This is a genomic window from Micromonospora sp. MH33 (assembly GCF_003013775.1).
GTDB classification, from domain to species: domain Bacteria; phylum Actinomycetota; class Actinomycetes; order Mycobacteriales; family Micromonosporaceae; genus Micromonospora; species Micromonospora fulviviridis.
Genome location: NZ_MUYZ01000463.1, coordinates 1 through 3,512, shown reverse-complemented (window position 1 = coordinate 3,512; position 3,512 = coordinate 1). Strand labels below are relative to the sequence as shown.

The following is a 3,512-nucleotide window of genomic DNA, read 5'->3' as shown; positions in this document are numbered from 1 at the left end:
CGTACCGCGGTCACCGACCCGGCGGCGCCGGTCACCCGGCGGCGCGCGGCGGCGGCCGAGCTGGCCCGACTGGCCGCCGCCGGGGTGCCCGGCGCGCACCCGGACGACTGGTGGGGGCTGCGCGGCCTCTCCGACGACCGGCCGCTGGTCGACGAGGGCGAGCCGGTGAAGGTCACCCCGTCGGCCATGGAGAGCGCGCTCCGGTGCAGCCTGCGCTGGCTGCTGGAGCGGCACGGCGGCAGCGCCCCCGCCAGCGCCGCGCAGGGCGTCGGCAACCTGGTGCACGCCGCCGCCATGCTGGCCGAGGACGCCAGCGTCGACCGGACCGCCCTGCTGGAGTACGTGGCCGCCCGGTTCGACGCCATCGAGCTGGCCGCCCGCTGGATGGTTGGCCCGGAACGGGCCCGCGCCGAGGCCATGGTGGACAAGCTGCTGCGCTGGCTGGCCGGCAACCCCCGGCGGCTGCTCGCCATCGAGCACGAGTTCGCGGTCCGCCTCGACGACCCGCGCCGCCCGGTCGAGCTGACCGGCCGGGTCGACCGGCTGGAGGTCGACGCCGAGGGGCGGCTCGTGGTGATCGACCTGAAGACCGGCAAGTCCACCGCGGTCACCGAGCGGGAGGTCGCCGAGCACCCGCAGCTCGGCGCCTACCAGGCGGCCGTCGAGGCGGGGGCGTTCGCCGAGTTCGGCGAGGAGTCCGGAGGTGCCGCGCTGGTGCAGCTCGGCACCGGCGCCAGGGACGCCAAGGAGCAGGCCCAGGCGGCCGCCGGGGAGGGTCCCGAGGCCGGCTGGGCCACCGCGCTGGTCCGGCGCACCGCCGACACGATGGCCGCCGCCACCTTCGCCGCCGTCGCCAACTCGAAGTGCCGGGTCTGCCCGGTGCGGACGAGCTGCCCGGTCTCCGGGCAGGGACGCCAGGTCGTCGAGCCGCCCACGGAGCACGCATGACGACCCAGCCGACGCTGTTCAGCACCACCGCCACCCCGGCGCCCCGGATTGCCGACGCCGGCCCCCGCTACACCCCGGTCGAGCTGGCCAAACTGCTCCGGCTGCCGGCGCCCACCCGGGAACAGGCGGCGATCATCGCCGCGCCGGTGGAGCCGCTGCTGGTGGTGGCGGGCGCCGGCTCCGGCAAGACCGAGACGATGGCCGCCCGGGTGGTCTGGCTGGTCGCCAACTCCTACGTCCGTCCCGAGCAGATCCTCGGCCTCACCTTCACCCGCAAGGCCGCCGGCGAGCTGGCGCACCGGGTACGCGCCCGGCTCGACCAGCTCATCCGGCGGCTCGGCCGGCAGGGACGGGACCCGCACGAGGACCCTCTGGCCGGCGAGCCGACGGTCTCCACCTACCACTCGTACGCGGGTCGCATCGTCACCGAGCACGGGCTGCGCGCCGGCTACGAGCCGACCACCCGGCTGCTCACCGAGGCGTCCCGCTGGCAGCTCGTCGACCTGCTGGTGCGCAACTACGACGGCGACATGTCCGAGGTGGACCGGATGCCGTCCACCATCACCGACGCGGTGCTCGCCCTGGCCGGCGAGCTGGACGAGCACCTGGTCGACCCGGACGAGCTGGCCGCCTGGACCGGCCGGTTCTTCGCCGAGGTGCAGTCCCGCCCCGGCCGGGTCTACGCCGACGTGCGCAAGGCCCTCCAGCTCCAGCAGACCCGGCTGAAGCTGCTCCCGCTGGTCCGCGCGTACGGCCGGCGCAAGGACGACTTCGAGGCCATGGACTTCGCCGACCAGCTGGCCCGGGCCGCCCGGGTGGCCCGCGACCACCCCGGCGTCGGGGTGATCGAGCGGGACCGGTTCCGGGTGGTGCTGCTCGACGAGTACCAGGACACCAGCCACGCCCAGGTGGTGCTGCTCAACGCGCTCTTCGGCGGTGGCCATCCGGTCACCGCGGTGGGCGACCCCTGCCAGTCCATCTACGGCTGGCGGGGGGCCAGCGCCGGCACGCTCGACCGGTTCCCCACCGAGTTCGCCCGCACCGACGGCGCCCCCGCCGAGGTGCTCAGCCTCACCACGAGCTGGCGCAACCGGCCGGAGATCCTCGGCGTCGCCAACGCGCTGTCGGTGCCGCTGCGGGCGGCCGGCGCCCGGGTGCCCGAGCTGCGCGCCGCGCTCAGCGTCCGCGACCCGATCCCGCACCGCAGCCCCGGCGGGCGGGCCGCCGGCACCGTGCACTGCGCGCTGCTGGAGACGTACGCCGACGAGGCCGACTGGATCGCGGACAGCGTGCTGGCGGCCTGGCGCGGCGCGGCCGGGATGCCGGACTCGCTGCCCGAGCACATCCCGGCGCACCGGCGCCCCACCACCGCCGTCCTGGTCCGGCTGCGCAGCCAGATCCCGGCGATCGAGGCGGCGCTGCGCGCCCGCGGGCTGCCGGTCGACGTGGTCGGGCTGGGTGGGCTGCTGGACACCCCCGAGGTCCGGGACGTGGTCTGCACGCTGCGGGTGCTCGCCGACCCGACCGACGGGGCGGCGCTGCTGCGGCTGCTCACCGGCGCGCGCTGGCGGATCGGGCCGCGCGACCTGGTCGCCCTGCACCGGCGGGCCCGTGCCATCGCGCGCACCCGGCGGGAGGTGACCGGCGACGACGGGCCGGAGATCACCGTGGACGCGCTGGACGAGGCCACCCTCGTCGAGGCGCTGGCCGACCTGGGGCCGGCGCAGGCGTACTCGGCCGAGGGGTACGCGCGGCTGCGGTCGTACGGCATGGAGCTGGCGCTGCTGCGCTACCGGCTGGACCAGTCCCTGCCGGAGCTGATCGCGGACATCGAGCGGACCATCGGCCTGGACGTGGAGGTGGCGGTCCGGGCCGGCCGGGACGGCGCCGGTGACGCCGGGCTGGCCCGCGCCCACCTGGACGCGCTCGGCGACGTGGCGGCCCGGTTCAGCGGCGAGACCCCCGGCGCCACGCTGGCCGGGTTCCTCGCCTACCTGGCCGCCGCCGAGGACGAGGAGCGTGGCCTCACCCCGGGCGAGGTCGAGGTGGTGGAAGGCGCGGTGCAGATCCTCACCGCCCACGCCGCCAAGGGACTGGAGTGGGACGTGGTGTCGGTCGCCGGGCTGACCCGGGGCGTCTGGCCGGGGCCGGTGCGCAACTCCGACCACTGGCTGGGCGGGCTCGGCGTGCTGCCGTTCCCGCTGCGCGGCGACGCGGACGGGCTGCCCGAGCTGGGCCTGTACGGGGCGGCGGACCAGCGCGGGGTGGCCCGGGCGGTGGAGGACTTCACCGACGCCTGGCGGGCGCACGACGAGCGGGAGGAGCGCCGGCTGGCGTACGTGGCGGTGACCCGGCCCCGCCGGCTGCTGCTCTGCTCGGGCTACTGGTGGGGGGAGGGGACGAAGCGGTTCCGCGGCCCGTCGGTCTTTCTCCGCGAGGTGCACGACGCCTGCCTGGCCGGCGCCGACGGCCACCTGGTCGACGCCTGGGCGCCCGAGCCGGCCGGGGACGCGGTCAACCCGACCACCGAGACGGTGCTGCGGGCCGAGTGGCCGGCCGACCCG

Annotated in this window: 2 protein-coding genes; both read left to right on the top strand. The window is 76.8% G+C overall.

What is annotated here, in order from left to right:
• The coding region (locus tag B0E53_RS34430; RefSeq protein WP_146167902.1) for a PD-(D/E)XK nuclease family protein at positions 1–948 on the top strand (948 nt) is incomplete at its 5' end.
• Positions 945–3,512: ATP-dependent helicase (locus B0E53_RS34425; RefSeq protein WP_107079714.1), on the top strand; the 2,568-nt coding region annotated here is incomplete at its 3' end. The genes B0E53_RS34430 and B0E53_RS34425, both read left to right, overlap by 4 nt.